General features: G+C 70.8%; 18 protein-coding genes and 1 pseudogene. 13 read left to right on the top strand and 6 right to left on the bottom strand.

Annotation, left to right across the window (positions count from 1 at the left end; translation table 11 throughout):
• Positions 1-153: 153 nt before the first annotated feature.
• A complete protein-coding gene (locus ACW9J6_RS27350; protein ID WP_457119498.1) occupies positions 154-543 on the bottom strand; it encodes a hypothetical protein in 390 nt (129 codons plus the stop codon).
• Positions 544-681: 138 nt separating this feature from the next.
• On the opposite strand from ACW9J6_RS27350, the gene ACW9J6_RS27345 reads away from it, so the two are divergent.
• The 4 genes from ACW9J6_RS27345 (at position 682) to ACW9J6_RS27330 (ending at position 2,161) form a co-directional block, all read left to right on the top strand.
• Positions 682-1,002, top strand: a complete 321-nt coding sequence (locus ACW9J6_RS27345; protein WP_457119497.1) for a DUF6496 domain-containing protein — start codon at positions 682-684, stop codon at positions 1,000-1,002.
• A gap of 30 nt (positions 1,003-1,032) precedes the next feature.
• Positions 1,033-1,239 carry a hypothetical protein gene (locus ACW9J6_RS27340; protein WP_457119496.1) on the top strand — a complete coding sequence of 69 codons (207 nt, stop codon included), beginning with the start codon at positions 1,033-1,035 and terminating at the stop codon, positions 1,237-1,239.
• 205 nt (positions 1,240-1,444) lie between these two features.
• Positions 1,445-1,654 (top strand): cold-shock protein, encoded by a 210-nt coding sequence (locus tag ACW9J6_RS27335; RefSeq protein ID WP_457119495.1) that lies wholly within the window; start codon positions 1,445-1,447, stop codon positions 1,652-1,654.
• Between the two features lie 279 nt (positions 1,655-1,933).
• The gene (locus ACW9J6_RS27330; RefSeq protein ID WP_457119494.1) at positions 1,934-2,161 is read left to right on the top strand and encodes an AsnC family transcriptional regulator; all 228 of its coding nucleotides are present in this window, start codon (positions 1,934-1,936) and stop codon (positions 2,159-2,161) included.
• Between the two features lie 174 nt (positions 2,162-2,335).
• Here the strand turns inward: ACW9J6_RS27330 and ACW9J6_RS27325 are convergent, their stop codons facing one another.
• On the bottom strand, positions 2,336-2,581 hold the full coding sequence (locus ACW9J6_RS27325; RefSeq protein WP_457119493.1) for a hypothetical protein: 246 nt from the start codon (positions 2,579-2,581) through the stop codon (positions 2,336-2,338).
• Positions 2,582-2,771: 190 nt separating this feature from the next.
• On the opposite strand from ACW9J6_RS27325, the gene ACW9J6_RS27320 reads away from it, so the two are divergent.
• Positions 2,772-3,251, top strand: coding sequence for a MucR family transcriptional regulator (locus tag ACW9J6_RS27320; protein WP_457119492.1), 480 nt, complete (start codon positions 2,772-2,774; stop codon positions 3,249-3,251).
• Between the two features lie 22 nt (positions 3,252-3,273).
• Here ACW9J6_RS27320 and ACW9J6_RS27315 read toward each other — a convergent pair whose 3' ends face one another.
• On the bottom strand, positions 3,274-4,197 hold the full coding sequence (locus ACW9J6_RS27315) for an alpha/beta hydrolase (protein WP_457119491.1): 924 nt from the start codon (positions 4,195-4,197) through the stop codon (positions 3,274-3,276).
• Positions 4,198-4,464: 267 nt separating this feature from the next.
• On the opposite strand from ACW9J6_RS27315, the gene ACW9J6_RS27310 reads away from it, so the two are divergent.
• On the top strand, positions 4,465-4,914 hold the full coding sequence (locus ACW9J6_RS27310) for a cupin domain-containing protein (RefSeq protein ID WP_457119490.1): 450 nt from the start codon (positions 4,465-4,467) through the stop codon (positions 4,912-4,914).
• Positions 4,915-4,985: 71 nt separating this feature from the next.
• The gene (locus ACW9J6_RS27305) at positions 4,986-5,837 is read left to right on the top strand and encodes a branched-chain amino acid aminotransferase (protein ID WP_457119489.1); all 852 of its coding nucleotides are present in this window, start codon (positions 4,986-4,988) and stop codon (positions 5,835-5,837) included.
• Positions 5,838-6,278: 441 nt separating this feature from the next.
• On the opposite strand, the gene ACW9J6_RS27300 is transcribed toward ACW9J6_RS27305, so the two are convergent.
• The 3 genes from ACW9J6_RS27300 to ACW9J6_RS27290 form a co-directional block, all read right to left on the bottom strand.
• Positions 6,279-8,090, bottom strand: coding sequence for an NADPH-dependent assimilatory sulfite reductase hemoprotein subunit (locus tag ACW9J6_RS27300; protein WP_457119488.1), 1,812 nt, complete (start codon positions 8,088-8,090; stop codon positions 6,279-6,281).
• 228 nt (positions 8,091-8,318) lie between these two features.
• Positions 8,319-10,097 (bottom strand): diflavin oxidoreductase, encoded by a 1,779-nt coding sequence (locus ACW9J6_RS27295; RefSeq protein WP_457119487.1) that lies wholly within the window; start codon positions 10,095-10,097, stop codon positions 8,319-8,321.
• Positions 10,098-10,206: 109 nt separating this feature from the next.
• The gene (locus ACW9J6_RS27290) at positions 10,207-10,704 is read right to left on the bottom strand and encodes an Lrp/AsnC family transcriptional regulator (protein ID WP_457119486.1); all 498 of its coding nucleotides are present in this window, start codon (positions 10,702-10,704) and stop codon (positions 10,207-10,209) included.
• 228 nt (positions 10,705-10,932) lie between these two features.
• On the opposite strand from ACW9J6_RS27290, the gene ACW9J6_RS27285 reads away from it, so the two are divergent.
• From ACW9J6_RS27285 to cysW, 6 genes and pseudogenes are all read left to right on the top strand, one after another.
• Complete coding sequence (locus tag ACW9J6_RS27285) at positions 10,933-11,703, top strand: phosphoadenylyl-sulfate reductase (RefSeq protein ID WP_457119485.1); 771 nt, start codon at positions 10,933-10,935, stop codon at positions 11,701-11,703.
• Entirely contained in the window at positions 11,700-12,635 is a 936-nt protein-coding gene (gene cysD / locus ACW9J6_RS27280) for a sulfate adenylyltransferase subunit CysD (protein ID WP_457119484.1), read from the top strand. The genes ACW9J6_RS27285 and cysD overlap by 4 nt, the downstream gene beginning before the upstream one ends.
• A pseudogene (gene cysN, locus ACW9J6_RS27275) lies at positions 12,635-14,029 on the top strand (sulfate adenylyltransferase subunit CysN); the annotation flags it as partial. The gene cysD and the pseudogene cysN, both read left to right, overlap by 1 nt.
• A 33-nt stretch (positions 14,030-14,062) precedes the next feature.
• Positions 14,063-15,040, top strand: coding sequence for a sulfate ABC transporter substrate-binding protein (locus tag ACW9J6_RS27270; protein WP_457119500.1), 978 nt, complete (start codon positions 14,063-14,065; stop codon positions 15,038-15,040).
• Complete coding sequence (cysT, locus tag ACW9J6_RS27265) at positions 15,037-15,930, top strand: sulfate ABC transporter permease subunit CysT (protein ID WP_457119483.1); 894 nt, start codon at positions 15,037-15,039, stop codon at positions 15,928-15,930. The genes ACW9J6_RS27270 and cysT overlap by 4 nt, the downstream gene beginning before the upstream one ends.
• Positions 15,923-16,774: a sulfate ABC transporter permease subunit CysW gene (gene cysW / locus ACW9J6_RS27260; protein ID WP_457119482.1), complete on the top strand. Its 852-nt coding sequence runs from the start codon at positions 15,923-15,925 to the stop codon at positions 16,772-16,774. Before cysT ends, cysW begins: the two co-directional genes overlap by 8 nt.
• Position 16,775: the final 1 nt, after the last annotated feature.

Here is a 16,775-nt window from a genome sequence, read left to right as displayed (position 1 = left end):
GTGGGGGCGGGGCCCCTCTTTTTGGGGGGGGGGGGGGCCCCCCCGCGCCAGTCTGGAAATCCCAGCATCAAGACTTGGATGTCTTCGCCGTCAATCGAAACGCTCGTTCGTCCGCCAGGGACGGCGAAGCCGGTGACGAACTGGTATGAGCGCTCAGTGGCCGCCGTGCGAGGTGCGGACGTCGCGCGGCGCATTCAGGATCTCGGTGAGGCTCGTGGCCACATGGCGGGCCTCCTCGTCGGTGAGGCGAAGCTGGAAGGGCGGCAGCGCCCCGGCCTGGAGGGCCACGACCGCCTGCCCGCCCTCGTCCGTGCCGACCTCGATCACCGGCGACGTGACGTCGAGCATCGCGACCTCCTCCTCCCCCAGCGTCTCGCCCGACTCCGTCTCGTCGCCCTCGTCGATCGCCGTGAGGAGTTGGCCGACCGCGCGCACCAGGGCCCGGGCGGCCCGCGCGTCCATGATCACCGCGGTGGCCTGATCGTCCTTCTGGAACGAGAGTTGGATGTTGGTGCCTTCGAGGGAAACCGAGATACCCGCCATGAACGATCCGACCGTCAGCAATCCCTCCCTATATGGGGAGTGAGATCCGGAAGCGACAAGCGAAGCGCCCGTCCGGCGAACGCGCGGCCGCCTCCCGCGTTGGGCCGTAGATCCCCCGCTGCCACAGGGAAGACGGTCATGGCCAGCACCACACCGGCCCAGAAGCGCACCATCGAGCGCGTGATGCACGAATTCAAGGAGGGCGACCTCGCGCAGGGGAATGGCCGTCCGGTCACGAACCCCAAGCAGGCGATCGCCATCGCGCTGCGGGAGGCCGGCGCCTCGAACCAGGAATCGCCGGAGACGAACCGCAGCAGCTTCCGCCGCACCCGCCGCAAGGAGCGCGACACCCGCGCGCAGGCGAGCCGCGCCGACCTCTACGCGGAGGCGAAGCGCCGTGACATCAAGGGGCGCTCGCGCATGACCCGCGGCGAACTCGAGCAGGCCCTCAACCGTTGAGGCGGCTCCCCGTCGCGAGAAGGCCGCCGCATGACGTCGAAGCATTCGAAGACCGCCACTCCCAGTGACGCCGACCTGAAGGGCAATCCGGGCATCGGGACCAGCAAGGGCACGACCCGGTCGGGTGCCGATCCCGAGGTGTTGGAGGGCGAGAACACCGTGGAGGGCGACGTGGCGAACGACGTGACGCCCGAGGGCGGCGTCGATCCGAACCAGCGCGGCCGCACCAACCCGTGAGGCGGCGCGCCCGGAGATCGCGGGTCGGCCTTGTTCCGGCCCCATCTGCCCCCTACATGGGGATCAGCGAAGCGGGCAGACGATCTGCGCCCGACGCGGGCCGGACCGCCGGCACTTCGCTCTTCCCCACCCAGACGCTGTCGTGCCGACCGGCCGCCAGGCCGGTCCGGTCGGGGATTCCTGAACGATACGAGGACGACCTTACGTGAATACCGGAACTGTCAAGTGGTTCAACGACCAGAAGGGCTTCGGCTTCATCCAGCCGGATGATGGCGGCAAGGACGTGTTCGTCCACATCTCCGCGGTCGAGCGGGCCGGCCTGCGCGGCCTCGTCGAGGGTCAGAAGATCTCCTACGAGCTGCAGACGGACAAGCGCAGCGGCAAGGTCGCCGCGGCCAATCTGCAGGCGGCCTGAGGCGCACCGCGCTTCGGGACCTCGACTTCCGGCGGGCTCGTCGCGGGCCCGCCATCGGCGCCGGATCGCTCCGGCGCCCGCGTCGGTCGCGACCGGCCTGCGCCGGCCGAGGCCAGTGCTTGCTAGGCAAGTACTAGGGCGCGTATATCGATTCTGTAGGGTGGGGGAGCGCGCCCGGATCACACAAAGCACGCCCCGCGCCGGCCCGGCCCGGCGCCGCGACAGGACATCACAGGCGCTTCCGCGGAAGCGCTGCAACGAGACAAGAAACGACATCTTATGCTGTTTGAATTCACCCGGCGCTCCGGCGCCCCCACCGTCTTCAACGACGGCGCTACCTTCCACGTCGATCAGATCAGCCGGTTCGGCGAGGGCGCGGGCGCGATCGACGTCAGCCACCTCATCGACCGCAGCTACGGCTACCACTCGCCGCGCGAGTTGCGCTGGCACCTCGCCGAGCGGTTCGGCCTGACGCCGAATGGCGTGGCCCTGCGCGAGGCTCACTGACCTCGACCATGTGGGTCGCGGACGCGACGCACCGGTGACCGTCTTGGATCACCGGCCGCGGGCGCCGCGGCGGGGCCGGCTTCCGGCCCCTCCTCCCTTTTTCGGTTCATGCCCGTGGGCGGGTCGGCGTTTGACGCCGACCCGCCCTTCGTCGTCCTGCGCCCGGCCTCCGGATCACGCCGCCGCGTGGCCGGCCATCGAGGCGGTCGTCCGGGCGGCGAACGGGATGACGTTTCCGGATTGACCCAAGGTCCCGTCACCCTCCTGCGCCTCGGCGTGAGCACGCGGTCCCGGAAGATCCGGCGCCCGGGCCGGTCCCGCCAGCGAGATCCAGCGGGCGATCTTCCCGCTCGGGTTGCGCAGCTGCAGCCGCTGCAGTCGCCGCCGGGCCCACACAGGTACGGATTCGTGCTCGCTCATCACCGCCTCCATTCACCACGCGGCAGCAGAGGAGATTGACTTGTTTCCGTCATCACCCATTTGGGTGACCAGCTTCGGATTAGATCGATCGGCTTCGGCCACCACCGGATTCGTCGAGTTTGACCGGGGCGTTCCGGAACGGGGGTGCCGGAGAGCCGGCATCGACCTGAGCGTTCGAGAGGACACCACGATGACGGCGGACACCAGCGCGGATCCCAGCCACACCATCACGCTCGCGGGCGACATCGTCTCGGCCTATGTCACCCGCAACGCCGTCCCGCCCGCGGCCCTGCCCGAGCTCCTCCTGGCCGTGCACACGGCCCTGCGCGGCCTGGAGACGGGCGCCGCCCCCGCGCCGCAGAAGCTCGTCCCGCCGGTTCCGATCCGCAAATCCGTCACGCCGGACTACATCGTCAGCCTGGAGGACGGGCGCCCGTACAAGTCCCTGAAGCGGCATCTCGCCACCCGCGGCCTCACCCCCGAGGAGTACCGCCGCAAGTGGGGCCTGCCGCTGGACTACCCCATGGTGGCGGCGAACTACGCCGCGCAGCGCTCGGAACTGGCCAAGAGCATCGGCCTCGGCCAGAAGCGCCGCCCGGCCGCGGCCGCCAAGCGCGCCGCGGCCGACCCGGTCGTCAAGGCCCCGGCACCCCGTCGCAGGGGCGCCTGACCCGTCGAGGGAGCGGTCGCCCTCAGGGTGCGGCCGCCAGGTCGGCCCGCAGGCCGGCGCCGATGGCGTCGAGGGCGTGGCCGGTCTCGGGCAGCAGCCCCGCCATCCCGTAGAAGTGGTGGATCATGCCGGCGTGGCAGGTGTACCGGACCGGCACACCCGCCTGCCCCAGGCGCTCCGCGTAGGCCGCCCCGTCGTCGCGGACCATGTCGCACTCCGCCGTGTGGATGAAGGCCGGCGGCAGACCGGCGAGCGACGCCGCCCGCAGGGGCGACAGGCGCGGGTCGCCCCGGTCCGCGCCGCCCGCGTAGGCGGCGATGTCGTGGTCGAGCGTCGCGCGGTCGAGGCCGTGCCCCTCCCCGAAGAGGCGGTAGGACTCCCCCTCCCCCACCGCGTCCAGGACCGGGCACAGGAGCAGCTGCGCCGCGATGGGAGGGCCGCCGCCGTCGCGGACCGCCTGGGCGAGCCCCGCCGCCAGGTTGGCGCCGGCCGAATCCCCGCCCACCACCAGCCGTCCGGCATCGAGGCCGCGCGCCGCGCAGAGGGCCGCCCCCGCATCGAGCAGCGCCCGCGCGTCGGCCCAGGCGGCCGGGAACGGATGCTCGGGCGCGAGCCGGTAGGTGGCCGCCAGCACGGCGCAGCCGCTCGACGCGGCGAGGCGCCGGTAGATGCGGTCGTGGGCGCTGAGGCTTCCGCCGACGAAGCCGCCTCCGTGGAAGTAGAGGATCACCCCGCCGGCCTCGTCCAGCGGCCGGTAGAGCCGGGCCGGCAGCGGGCCGGCCGCGCCCGCGAGGACGAGATCCTCCAGGGTCGCGACCGGCACAGGGGCGCCGGCGAGGCGTCCGAGCGCCTCAAGGCCGGTGCGGCGCGCCTCCAGGGTCGTCGGCCGCCCGCCCACGAGGGCGACGACGTCCAGGTAGCGGCGGAGCCTCGGATCGATCGCCATTAACCTTAATTCTCCAAAGGTTGCCTCGAAACACCCGGCCGATCGGCAAAGACGGGGACCGGTGAGAGAGCCGACCCGCGCTCCGCGTGACATCCAAAAGGGGGTCACGTGGTTTTCACGGATCGGATTCAGCTTGCTTCAATGCGAGGGTGTTACTGGACGATGTCCGGGAAACGGGTCACGGCACTGCGGATCGCCTCCGTTGGGGCGGTCACGACGGAGTGAGACCGCGTGCGGACCCGGACGCGCGAGAGGAGGCCCACCACGATGTCGCTGCCGCCGATTGTCTACTGCCCGACCGATGTTCCGCTCAAGTCCGCGCCGATCAACCCGCAATGGGTCCGGGCCGGTCTTCCGGAAGCGCGCAACGCGATCCTGTCGCGCAGCGCGGACGGCCTGGCAAGCACCATCGTCTGGGACTGCTCCGCGGGCGAATTCGTGTGGCACTACGACATCGACGAGACGCTCTACTTCCTGGAGGGCTCGGCGATCATCGGCGACGCGGCCAATCCGCCCCGCCGCTACGTGGCGGGCGACGTGCTCTTCCTGCCGAAGGGCGCGATCGCGAACTGGCACGTCGAGTCCTACGTCAAGAAGGTGGCCTTCTGCCGGCGGGCGCAGCCGAAGCTGGTCGGCATCGCGCTGCGGGGCGCCTCCTACCTCTGGCGCCGGCTGCCGGGGCGCGCGATGCCGGCCACCGTGTCGCTCGGCGCCTGACGCGGCACTCTGGACGAACACCGCCTTCGGGGTCTTGATGGGCGGGGCGCGAACACGGCGGAGACGACGGGATGGGCGAGACGACCTGGACCTTCTTCGAGGATGCGTGGCATCCGGGCAATGTCCGGATCATGGGCCCGCGCAGCCACGGCGCCTGGCTCGGCTCGACGGTCTTCGACGGCGCCCGCGCCTTCGAGGGCGTCACCCCCGACCTCGACCGGCACCTCGCCCGGGTGAACCGCTCGGCGGTGGCGATGGGGCTCAAGCCCGTCGTCGCGGAGGAAGCCTGGGGCGCCCTCGTCCGCGAGGGCCTGGGGCGGTTCGACCCCGGCACGCCCCTCTACATCCGCCCGATGTACTGGGCCGAGAGCGGCTTCGCCGGCGGCGTGCGCTTCGACCCGGATTCCACCAACTGGTGCCTGTGCCTCTACGAGGCACCGATGCCGGTGCCCGGTCGGCTCTCGGTGACGCTCTCGCCCTTCCGGCGACCGACCGCCGAGACGGCGCCCGTGGAGGCCAAGGCCGGCTGCCTCTACCCGAACGGCGCGCGCGCGCTCACCGAGGCCGCCTCGCGCGGGTTCGGCAACTGCCTGGTCCGCGACGCCCTCGGCAACATCGCGGAATTCGCCAACGCGAATGCCTTCCTGGCCCGCGACGGGGTGGTCTACACGCCGGCGGCGAACGGCGCCTACCTGGCGGGCGTGACCCGCAACCGGGTGATCGAGCTCCTGCGCGGGGCCGGCGTCACCGTCGTCGAGGCGGCGCTGACCTACGACGATTTCGCCCGGGCCGACGAGATCTTCTCGACCGGCAACTACTCGAAGGTGATGCCGGTGACGGCGATCGACGGGCGGGAGCTGGAGCCGGGGCCGTTCTACCAGCGGGCGCGGGAGCTGTACTGGGCCTTCGCGCATGGGGCGTGAGGCGCGATCGACGCTGATGGAGCTGAAGACCGTTCGATTTCATCCAGTCAAGAGATGGTGAGCCACAGCTTCAAACCCGGCTCATGGCAAAAAACCCACCTCCTCCTGCTGAGGTGCGAGCGAAGGGAGCCTCGAAGCACCCCAGAACAGCGTCTCCAAGGCATTCTTCTCTTGGATTGACAGTTGTGGGTGCTTCGAGGCTCCCTTCGGTCGCACCTCAGCAGGAGGAGCGTTGTGATTTCCAGCGCCGTTCAGCTGATGAACCAGCTACAAAGATGTGTGCACACGGTAGCCCGAGTGGGAGCGGGGATGCCGCGCGAGCGGGAATGGCGTAATTTGTTGTTAATACAACGATTTTTGGAGACCGAAGCCCCCCCTCAAAGGGGTCTCCGATTTTCTCCGAACAGACGTGCGTCACCGTGACGAGGCTCGGGGTGAGCCTCACGCCACCGCCTTCAGCGCTCCCGTCCCGTCGTGGAAGTCCGGCCCGTTCGTCGTGCGCGCGACGTAGCCGGCGCGGATCACGAAGTCGCCGAAGCGCTCACCGGGCTGCCGGTCGCGGGCATAGGCCGCGAAGAGCGGGTCGAGCAGCGCCGGGATGTCCTTGGCCATCACGTCGTCCGCGTAGAGCTTCGAGAGCCGCGACCCGTCGAAGGCCGCTCCCAGATAGACGTTGTAGCGCTCGGGCCCGCGGCCCACGAAGCCGATCTCGGCGATGAAGGGCCGCGCGCAGCCGTTCGGGCAGCCGGTCATCCGGATCGTGATCTCGTCGTCCTGCAGCCCGTGGGCGGCGAGGCCCCGCTCCAGCTCCGTGAGCAGGTCGGGCATGTAGCGCTCGCTCTCGGCCAGGGCCAGCCCGCAGGTCGGCAGCGCCACGCAGGCGAGGCTGTTGCGGCGCAGGGCCGAGGCGCCGGTGGTGAGGCCGTACTCGGCCACCAGGGCCTCGACCTCGGCCCGCTTCTCCGCCGAGACGTTGGCCACGATGACGTTCTGGTTACCGGTCAGGCGGAAGTCGCCGTCGTGGATCTCGGCGATCCGTCGCAGCCCCGAGAGGAAGCGGGGCCCGCCCTCGACGTCCTTGATGCGGCCCGAGGGCACGTAGAGGGTGAGGTGGTGGCGCCCGTCCTCGCCCTCGACCCAGCCGTAGCGGTCGCCGTTCGACTCGAACCGGAAGGGCTTGGCCTCCTGGAGCGGCTTGCCGAGCCGACGCTCGACCTCGGCCCGGAAGGCGGCGAGGCCGTAGCGCTCGATCGTGTACTTCAGGCGGGCGTTCTTGCGCGACTTGCGGTTGCCCCAGTCGCGCTGGACGGTCATCACCGCCTCGGCGACCTTGAGCGCGTCCTCGGGGGCGCAGAAGCCCATCACGTCGGCGGTGCGCGGGAAGGTGTCGGGCTCGCCGTGGGTCATGCCCATGCCGCCGCCCACCGTCACGTTCCAGCCCTTGACCTTGTTCTTCTTGTCCAGGATGGCGATGAAGCCGAGGTCGTGGGCGAAGATGTCGACCTCGTTCGAGGGCGGCACCGCCACCACGGTCTTGAACTTCCGCGGCAGGTAGGTCTTGCCGTAGATCGGCTCCACCGCCGCCTCGTCCTCGCCGCCGACCACGCGCTCGCCGTCGAGCCAGATCTCGCGCCAGGCGTTGGTCTTGGGCAGGAGCGAGTCCGAGATGTCCTTGGCGAGCTGGTATGCGGCCTTGTGGGCGCCGGTCTGGGCCGGGTTCGTCGCCGCCATCACGTTGCGGTTGACGTCCCCGCAGGCCGCGATCGTGTCGAGGAGCACCGCGTCGATGGCCTGCATGGTGCGCTTCAGGTTCGACTTGATCACGCCGTGGTACTGGAAGGTCTGGCGCGTCGTCGCCCGGAGCGTCCCGTTGGCGTAGGTGCGGGCGATGTCGTCGAGGGCCAGCCACTGCCGGGGCGTGACGACGCCGCCGGCGATCCGCAGCCGGATCATGAAGGAATAGGCCTTCTCCAGCTTCTTCTTCGTCCGCTCGGCGCGCAGGTCGCGGTCATCCTGCAGGTACATGCCGTGGAACTTCACGAGCTGGCCGTCATCCTCCGAGATGGCGCCGGTCGCGTGCTTGAGGAGCCCGTCCGCCAGGGTGCCGCGGAGGTAGCCGCTCGCGATCTTGATGTGCTCGTTCGCCGACAGCGCCGCCGCGCGGGCGGCTTCCGCCTCGGTGATCGGCCGTTCGGTGGGCGGCGTCTCGTAGCTGCGCGGGCGGGCGGGGGTGGCGGGCTTGATGTCGTCCATGGCGGTGATCCGTGCGGCCGCTTCGCGCGACGCGGGAAGGAGATCGACGGTCGGCGCGAGGAACCCCTCTCCCGTGCAGGAGAGAGGGAGGGGTGAGGGTCCAGGTGGTTCAGCAAGATATCTGAACCGTCCCGCTGCCAGCGCGACCGTCTTCGCTTGATGACGGCACGGTCCGGGACCCTCACCCCCGCCCCTCTCCCGCACGGGAGAGGGGTTCCCCGCGCCTGGTCAGTAAACGTCCTGCTGGTAGCGCCGGGCCTTTTCCAGGGCGCCGACCGCGGCCTCGGCGGCCTCGGGCGAGAGCGCCTTCACGTCCGCGTAGGCCCGCACCAGGGCGGCGCGCACGTCCTTGGCCATGGCCTTGGCGTCGCCGCAGACGTAGAAGCTCGCGCCGTTCTCCAGCCACGCCACCACCTCGCGGCGCTGCGCGAAGAGGCGGTCCTGGACATAGATCTTCTCGGGCTGATCCCGAGAGAAGGCGACGTCGATGCGGTGGAGGGAGCCGTCCTCCAGCGCGTCCTGCCATTCCAGCTGGTACAGGAAGTCGTGGGTGAAGCGGCGGTCGCCGAAGAACAGCCAGTTGCGGCCCGGGGCCTCGGTGGCGCGCCGCTCCTGCACGAAGGCCCGGAAGGGCGCGACGCCGGTGCCCGGCCCCACCATGATGATGTCCGTCGCCGGATCGCTCGGCAGGCGGAAATGCTTGTTGGGCTTCACCCGCACCTTGAGCTTGGCGCCGTTGCGGATGCGGTCGGCCACGTGGACCGAGGCGACGCCCGTGCGGTCGCGGCCGTGGGTGGCGTAGCGCACCGCCGCGATCGTCAGATGCGCCTCGTCCCCGACCTCCTTGCGCGAGGAGGCGATCGAGTAGGCGCGGGGCGGCAGCGGCCGGGTGATCTCGGCGAGGCCCTCGGCCGAGAGCTTCGCCGGGTAGGTCTCCAGGAGGTCGATGAGGTGGCGGCCCTCGATCCAGGCCCGCGCCCCACCCTCGTCGAGGAGCCGGCGCGCCTCGGCGTGACCGGTCGCCTTGACGAAGCGCTCGATCGTCGCGGAGGAGAGGGTCGTGATGTCGCGCTCGGCGAGCAGCGCCTGGCGCAGGGCGGCGTCGCCCGCGAGGCCCGCGGCCTTCAGGATCTCCTCGACCAGCGCCGGATCGTTCTCCGGGTAGAGTTCGAGGGAATCACCCGGCTCGTAGGCCGGCGCCCCGTCCTCGAAGGCGAGCGCGAGGTGGATCGTCTCCTTGTCGGAGCGCGACGAGTTGAGGTTGACGTGCTCGATCACCTCGGCGGTGACCGGCTCGCGGCTGACCTCCTGCTCCTCGGCCTCGCCCCCCGCGGCGCGGGCGAAATCCACCGCCACGACGTTGCCAGCGGGCTCGGCCGGGGCCAGCGCCTTGAGGGCGTCCTTGATCCAGGCCGAAGCCGGCTTGTCGAAGTCGAGGTCGCAATCGACCCGGTCGAGCGCCCGCTTGGCGCCGAGCGCCTCGAAGCGGGCGTCGAGGCGCTTTCCGATCGCGCAGAACTCCGCGTACGACGTATCGCCGAGGGCCAGGACGCCGAACTCGACTCCGTCGAGGCGCGGCGCCCCCTCCCCCATCAGCTCCCCGTAGGCGCGCACGGCGCGGGCCGGCGGCTCGCCCTCGCCCCAGGTCGCGGCGATCACCACGACGCGCTTCTCCTTGGGGAGCGAGGCGACGTCGAGATCCGCGAAATCGACCACCTTGGGCTTGAAGCCGGACTTGCGGGCGAGCTTGGCCACGTCTCCCGCGAGCTTCTCGGAATTGCCGGACTCGCTCGCGAACAGGATCGTCAGCGGCTCGGCCGCCCGCGGAGGCGCGGCGGCCTGGGGCTGGTCGGCGGCGGGGGCGCCTGCGGCGGCGTCGAGGCCAGCCAGGAAGCCGGCGAGCCACGCGCGCTGCAGCGCCGTCGCCGCCCCGAGGGCGGCGTCGAGATGGGCCCGCTCGGCGTCGCCGAAGGGAGCCGTGCGGGGAAGAAGAGCGGGTCGAGACATGCGCGCACCATGTGTGGCCCCCGGGGGCCCGAGTCAATGGGAATGTTCTTTATGAAGAACGCGCGTTTTGGAGATCAATGTCACTGCCGCTGCGCGCCGTGGGAGAAATTTATTTTCCACCCGCGGCGGCGACCAGGACCGGCGTGAACGGCGCCGTGGGCAGGGGCAGCGCGGTGGTGCTCTTCACCTTCTCCATGGCGAAGCGGGACGTGACGTTCTTGAGCGGCAGGGAGCCGATCAGCCGCTTGTAGAAGGCGTCGTAGGCCTGCATGTCGGCCACCACGACCCGCAGCATGTAGTCCACATCGCCGGCCATCCGGTAGAATTCGAGCACCTCCGGCATCGCCGCCACCGCCGCGGCGAAGCGCTCCAGCCACTCGCGCGAATGGTCGCTCGTCTCGACGGAGACGAAGACGGTGAGGCCGAGGCCCAGTTTCACCGGGTCGAGCACCGCCACGCGCCGGTCGATGACCCCGTCGGCCTCCAGGCGCTGGATCCGCTTCCAGCACGGCGTCTGCGACAAGCCGACGCGCTCGCCGATCTGCGCGATCGAGAGCGTCGCGTCCTGCTGCAGGAGGGCCAGGATCTTCAAATCGATGGCGTCCACGACGGGAGCTCCGCATTGGGGAGAACGACACGGGGTACCGACGGCGGAAAGGAGAAGAACCTTCTCCTAATTCCCCCGTCCGGGTCGGGGAAGGCGAGACCGGCCCTTGCGTCACCTGCCCTGCATCGCGCATAAACAGGCCCGGACGCAAGGCTGTCATGCCTTGACAGCGTTCGTTATAGCGAACACTTAGCGGGTCCGACAAGGCACGTTCCGGCGCAAATCCCCATGACTGACGCCCTCGACCGCGCCGCGGAGGACCTCGCCTCCGCGCTCGCTCCCCTCGGCATCGCCGAGCGCCTCGCGCTGATCGACCGGCGCGTGGCGGGCCGGCTCGTCTTCACGACGAGCTTCGGCCTGGAGGACCAGGCGCTGACGCACTTCCTGCGGATGGCAAAGTCGCGGGCGGAGATCGTCACCCTGGATACCGGCCGGCTGTTCCCGGAGACCTACGACGTCTGGGCCGAGACCGAGGCGGCCTACGGCTTCCGCATCCGCGCCTACGCGCCCGAGCGCGAGGCCGAGGAGCGCTTCGTGGCCGAGGAGGGCATCAATGGCTTCCGCCACTCGGTGGCGGCGCGCCAGGCCTGCTGCGGCTTCCGCAAGGTGGTGCCGCTCGGGCGGGCGCTGGACGGCGCCGCCGCCTGGATCACCGGCCTGCGGGCCGGCCAGTCGGCGAACCGGGCCGCGACGCCCCTCGCCGAGGCCGACGCCGAGCGCGGCTTGATCAAGATCAACCCGCTGGCCGACTGGTCGCGGGAGGACGTCGCCCGGGCGGTCCACGAGAATTACGTTCCCTACAACGTCCTGCACGACCGCGGCTTCCCGTCGATCGGCTGCGCGCCCTGCACGCGCGCCGTGAAGGTCGGCGAGCCCGAGCGGGCCGGCCGCTGGTGGTGGGAGCAGGAGAGCAAGAAGGAGTGCGGGCTGCACGTCGCCGCCGCCCCGGCGCCATCGTCCGTCAGCCTGTCCTCGCCCGAACCGGAGTTGGCCGCATGAGCGCCGCGCCCGCACACGCCGCGGAGGAGGCCCCGCACCTGACCCACCTCCAGCGCCTGGAGGCGGAGAGCATCCACATCATGCGGGAGACGGTCGCCGAGACCGAGAACCCGGTGATGCTCTACTCGATCGGGAAGGATTCCTCCGTCCTCCTGCACCTCGCGCTCAAGGCCTTCGCGCCGGGGCGCCTGCCCTTCCCGCTGCTCCACGTCGACACGACCTGGAAGTTCCGGGAGATGATCGCCTTCCGCGACCAGCGCGCGAAGGAACTCGACCTCGATCTCCTGGTCCACACCAACCCGGACGGGCTCGCCCGCGGCGTCGGGCCGATCACGCACGGCTCCGAGGTCCACACCGACGTGATGAAGACCCAGGCCCTGCGCCAGGCCCTGGACAAGTACAAGTTCGACGCGGCCTTCGGCGGCGCGCGCCGCGACGAGGAGGCCTCTCGGGCCAAGGAGCGCATCGTGTCGCTGCGCACGGCCCAGCACCGCTGGGACCCCAAGCGCCAGCGGGCCGAGCCCTGGCACCTCTACAATCTCAAGAAGAAGCGCGGCGAGAGCCTGCGGGTGTTCCCGCTGTCGAATTGGACCGAGCTCGACATCTGGCTCTACATCGAGCGCGAGAACATCCCGATCGTGCCCCTGTACTACGCCGCCGAGCGGCCGGTGGTGCAGCGCGAGGGCCAGCTCATCATGGTCGACGACGAGCGCCTGCCGCTGGAGCCCGGCGAGACGCCCGAGCTGCGCATGGTCCGCTTCCGCACGCTGGGCTGCTACCCGCTCACCGGGGCGGTGGAGAGCGACGCCGCCACCCTGCCGGAGATCATCGGCGAGACGCTGGCCGCCCGCACCTCCGAGCGCCAGGGCCGGGTGATCGACAAGGACGGGTCCGGCGCCATGGAGCGCAAGAAGCAGGAAGGCTACTTCTGATGACGCTGCACCAGTCCACCCGCGCGTTCGGCTACGAGGCCTTCCTCGCGGTCCACCAGCGCAAGGAAGTGCTGCGCTTCATCGCCTGCGGGTCGGTCGACGACGGCAAGTCGACCCTGATCGGCCGGCTGCTGCACGACACCAAGCAGATCTTCGACGATCAAGTGAGCGCGCTGGAGCGGGATTCCCGCCGCCACGGCACCCGGGGGGGCGAGATCGACCTCGCGCTCCTCGTGGACGGCCTCCAGGCCGAGCGCGAGCAGGGCATCACCATCGACGTCGCCTACCGATTCTTCTCGACCGAGCGGCGCTCCTTCATCGTCGCCGATACACCCGGCCACGAGCAGTACACCCGCAACATGGCGACCGGCGCCTCGACCGCGGACGTGGCGGTGCTGCTCGTCGACGCGCGCAAGGGGCTGAGCCGCCAGACCCGGCGCCACGCGCTCTTGGTCTCGATGCTCGGGATCCGCCGCGTCGTGCTGGCGGTCAACAAGATGGACCTGATCGGCTGGTCCGAGGACCGGTTCGAGGCGATCGGGGCGGAGTTCCGCGCCTTCGCGGCGCCCCTGAACTTCGCGGACGTGACGGCGATCCCGCTCTCGGCGGCGAACGGCGACAACGTCGTGCTGCCCGGCGCCGCCGCGCCCTGGTATTCCGGCCCGCCGCTCCTCCAGCACCTGGAGGAGGTGCCGGCCCACGCTGAGGAGGAGGCCGCGCCCTTCCGCATGGCGGTGCAGTGGGTCAACCGGCCGAACCCCGATTTCCGCGGCTTCTCGGGCATGATCGCGTCCGGCCGCGTGGCGCCGGGCGACGCCGTCACGGTGCTGCCCTCCGGCCAGTCCTCGACCATCGCGCGGATCTACACGGCGGACGGCGACCTCGACGCAGCGATCGCCGGCCAGTCCGTGACGCTGGTGCTGGCCGACGAGCGCGACGCCTCGCGGGGCAGCGTGATCGCGGCGGCGGACGCTCCCCCGCGCCTGACCGACCGGCTCGACGTGCGCCTGTTCTGGGCGCGCGAGGCGGAGCTCGCGGCGGGCGCGACGCTCACCGCCAAGATCGGCACGGTGACGGCGAACGCCACCGTGGCGCGGATCGTCTCGCGGATCGACCCGGAGACGGGCGTGTCCCATCCCGCGGAGGCGCTCGCGGTCAACGACATCGGCGACGTGGTTCTGACCCTCGACCGCCCGGTCGCCGTCGATCCCTACCGCGACAACCGCGACACCGGCAGCCTGATCCTGATCGACCGCGAGACCACCGACACGGCGGCCCTCGGCCTCGTCCAGGTGCCGGCGGCCGAGGCACCGCCCACCGCCCGCCCGGAGGCGGCGACCGAGGCGGCCCCGCGCCGCGGCGGGTTCCTGTCGGGGCTGCGCCGCCTGTTCGGAGCCCCGAGCCTCGCGCTCCTCGCCGGGGCGGCCCTGCTCGGCCTGTCGGACCCGCAGCCCGCCCGGGCGGAGACGGTGCTGCTCAACGTCTCGTACGATCCGACCCGGGAACTCTACCGGGCGATCGACGCCGCCTTCGCGGCCGAGTGGAAGCAGAAGACCGGGGAGAGCCTGACCGTGCGCGCCTCGCATGGCGGCTCGGGCGCCCAGGCGCGCGCGGTGATCGACGGGCTGCCGGCGGACGTGGTGACGCTGGCGCTCGCCAGCGACATCGACGCCATCGCGGCGCGCACGAAGAAGATCCCGGCCGACTGGCAGGCGCGCCTGCCGAACAATTCCACGCCCTACACCTCGACCATCGTGTTCCTGGTGCGCAAGGGCAACCCGAAGGGCGTCAAGGACTGGGACGACCTGGTGAAGCCGGGCATCCAGGTGATCACCCCGAACCCGAAGACCTCCGGCGGCGCGCGCTGGAACTACCTCGCCGCCTACGCCTACGGCCTCGCCCAGAACGGCAACGACGACGAGAAGGCCAAGGCCTTCGTGGCCGCGCTCTACAAGAACGTCCCGGTCCTCGACACCGGCGCGCGCGGCTCCACCACGACCTTCGTGCAGCGCGGCCTCGGCGACGTGCTGGTCGCCTGGGAGAACGAGGCGTTCCTCGCCGACGAGGAGTTCGGGAAGGGCAAGTTCGACATCGTCGTGCCCTCGCTGTCGATCTTGGCCGAGCCGCCGGTGGCGCTCGTCGACGGCAACGTCGACCAGAAGGGAACCCGCAAGCAGGCCGAGGCCTACCTGCAGTTCCTCTACACGCCGAAGGCGCAGGCCCTCATCGCCAAGAACTTCTACCGCCCGCGCGACGAATCCGCCGCCGCCAAGGAGGACCTGGCCCGCTTCCCGAAGCTGAAGCTCGTCACCATCGACGACACCTTCGGCGGCTGGGGCAAGGCGCAGAAGACCCACTTCGACGATGGCGGCGTCTTCGACACCATCCTGAAGGCGCGTCAGTGAGCACCGCCTCGGCCCTCGGGGCGCCAGGAGGCGCTGCGCCGGCTGGGGCGAGGCCGCGGCGGCGCTTCCGGCGCCCGAGCGCGCTGCCGGGCTTTCGGCTGACCTTCGGCTTCGCGGTCGCCTATCTGAGCCTGCTGGTGCTGCTGCCGCTCGCGGTGCTGCTGATCCGCGCCTCGGCGATCGGCCCGGCCGGGCTCTGGGCCCTGCTTACCGACGCGCGCAACCTCGCGGCGCTGCGCACCTCCTTCGGCCTCTCGCTGGCGGCCGCAGCGATCGACGCGGTGTTCGGGCTGCTGATCGCCTGGGTTCTGACCCGCTACCGCTTCCCCGGCCGACGGATCATCGACGCCCTGGTCGACCTGCCCTTCGCACTGCCGACCGCGGTCGCCGGCATCTGCCTCGCGACCCTCTACGCGGGCAACGGCTGGCTCGGCGCACCGCTTGAGGCGCTCGGCCTCAAGGTCGCCTACACGCCGCTCGGCATCCTGGTGGCGCTGGTCTTCGTCGGCCTGCCCTTCTGCGTGCGGACCGTGCAGCCCCTCGTCGCCGAGATCGACAAGTCGAGCGAGGAGGCGGCGGCGATCCTCGGCGCCTCGCGGCTGCGCGCCCTCGTCACGGTGATCCTGCCGCCGCTCCTGCCCGCGGTGCTCACCGGCTTCGCGCTGGCCTTCGCGCGGGCGGTGGGCGAGTACGGCTCGGTGATCTTCGTCGCCGGCAACCTGCCCTACGTGTCCGAGATCGCCCCGCTCCTGATCGTGATCAAGCTCGAGGAGTTCAACTACACGGGCGCGACCGCCATCGCCGCCGTGATGCTGCTGATGTCCTTCGGGGCCCTGCTCGCCATCAACCTGATCCAGGACTACAGCCGGCGGAGGTTCGGCCATGTCTGAGCCCCGCCCGGCCTTCCTGACCGAGCCGGGGGGCGTGCGCCTCGCGCTCACCGCCGTCGCGGCGGCCTTCCTGGCGCTGTTCCTGCTGCTGCCGCTCGTCGTGGTCTTCACGGAGGCGCTGAGCCGGGGCCTCGGCACCTACCTCGCCACCTTCGCGGAGCCGGACGCGCAGGCGGCGATCCGCCTGACGCTCCTCGTCGCGGTGATCGCGGTACCGCTCAACGTCGTCTTCGGCCTCGCCGCCTCCTGGGCGATCGCCAAGTTCGACTTCCGCGGCCGCAACCTCCTCATCACCCTGATCGACCTGCCCTTCTCGGTCTCCCCGGTGGTGGCGGGGCTGATCTACGTGCTGATCTTCGGCTCGCAGGGCCTGCTCGGGCCCGTCCTGCAGCGCCACGGCGTCGAGATCATCTTCGCGGTGCCCGGCATCGTGCTCGCGACGGTGTTCGTCACCTTCCCGTTCGTGGCCCGGGAACTGATCCCCCTGATGCAGGACCAGGGCACCACCGACGAAGAGGCCGCGTTGACCCTCGGGGCGAGCCCCTGGCGGGTCTTCCGGACGGTCACGCTGCCCAACATCCGCTGGGCGCTCCTCTACGGGGTGCTCCTCTGCAACGCCCGCGCGATGGGCGAGTTCGGCGCCGTCTCGGTGGTGTCGGGACGGATCCGGGGACTCACGACCACCATGCCGCTCCACGTCGAGATCCTCTACAATGAGTACAACTACGTCGCGGCTTTCGGGATTGCCTCTCTCCTGGCACTCCTGGCGCTCGTCACCCTCGCGGGGAAGACCTTCCTGGAGTGGCGCCATGCCGATGCCCTCGCCGGCCGGGGAGCGCACTGAG

The organism is Methylobacterium sp. JK268 (assembly GCF_054052225.1).
Note: the sequence above shows the minus strand (reverse complement) of the source record. Positions and strands in the feature narration are given on the sequence as shown.